Here is a 1,111-nt window from a genome sequence, read left to right as displayed (position 1 = left end):
GTGGCCATCGTCAATCTGGTGGCGACCAGCGTTCCTGAACTCAGCAAATCGCAGATCACCGTGGTCGACCAGAAGGGCAACCTGCTGTCGGATCAGGCGGAAAACTCCGAACTGACCATGGCCGGCAAGCAATTCGATTACAGCCGCCGCATGGAAAGCATGCTCACCCAGCGTGTGCACAACATCCTGCAACCGGTGCTGGGCAACGATCGCTATAAAGCCGAAGTCTCCGCCGATGTGGACTTCAGTGCCGTCGAGTCGACTTCCGAGCAGTTCAACCCCGATCAACCGGCGTTGCGCAGCGAGCAGTCGGTCAACGAACAACGTACCGCCAGCAATGGTCCGCAAGGTGTCCCCGGTGCATTGAGCAACCAGCCACCCGCGCCGGCCTCCGCCCCGCAAACCACCGCTGGCGCCGCGCCTGCTGCGGGGATGGTCCAGCCAGGCCAGCCGCTGATCGATGCCAACGGCCAGCAAATCATGGACCCGGCCACCGGCCAGCCGATGCTGGCGCCATACCCGGCTGACAAGCGTCAACAATCCACCAAGAACTTCGAACTCGACCGTTCCATCAGCCATACCAAGCAGCAACAGGGGCGTCTGAATCGCCTGTCGGTGTCGGTGGTGGTGGATGACCAGGTCAAGGTCAACCCGGCCAACGGTGAAACCACCCGCGCACCGTGGACCGCCGACGAATTGGCGCGCTTCACTCGCCTGGTCCAGGACGCGGTCGGTTTCGATGCCAGCCGTGGTGACAGCGTCAGTGTGATCAACATGCCGTTCTCTGCCGATCGCGGCGAAGTGATCGCCGACATACCGTTCTATTCCCAGCCTTGGTTCTGGGACATCGTCAAGCAAGTGCTGGGTGTCCTGTTCATTCTGGTGCTGGTGTTCGGCGTACTGCGCCCGGTGCTCAACAACATCACCGGTGGTGGCAAGGGCAAGCAGCTGGCCGGTATCGGCAGCGATGTCGAGTTGGGTGGCATGGGTGGTCTGGACGGCGAACTGGCCAACGACCGTGTCAGCCTTGGCGGCCCGCAAAGCATCTTGCTGCCTAGCCCGAGCGAAGGCTATGACGCACAGTTGAACGCAATCAAGAGTCTGGTGGCAG

1 protein-coding gene is annotated in these 1,111 nt (G+C 61.7%); it reads left to right on the top strand.

Going from position 1 to position 1,111, the window contains the following annotated elements; all coding sequences use genetic code 11:
• Positions 1–1,111 (top strand): flagellar basal-body MS-ring/collar protein FliF (gene fliF / locus D8V06_RS24235; protein WP_130931963.1); only part of this gene is annotated, 1,111 nt, incomplete at both ends.

Source organism: Pseudomonas sp. Sample_24, assembly GCF_004307605.1.
GTDB lineage: Bacteria > Pseudomonadota > Gammaproteobacteria > Pseudomonadales > Pseudomonadaceae > Aquipseudomonas.
This window is presented reverse-complemented; position numbering and strand designations above follow the sequence as displayed.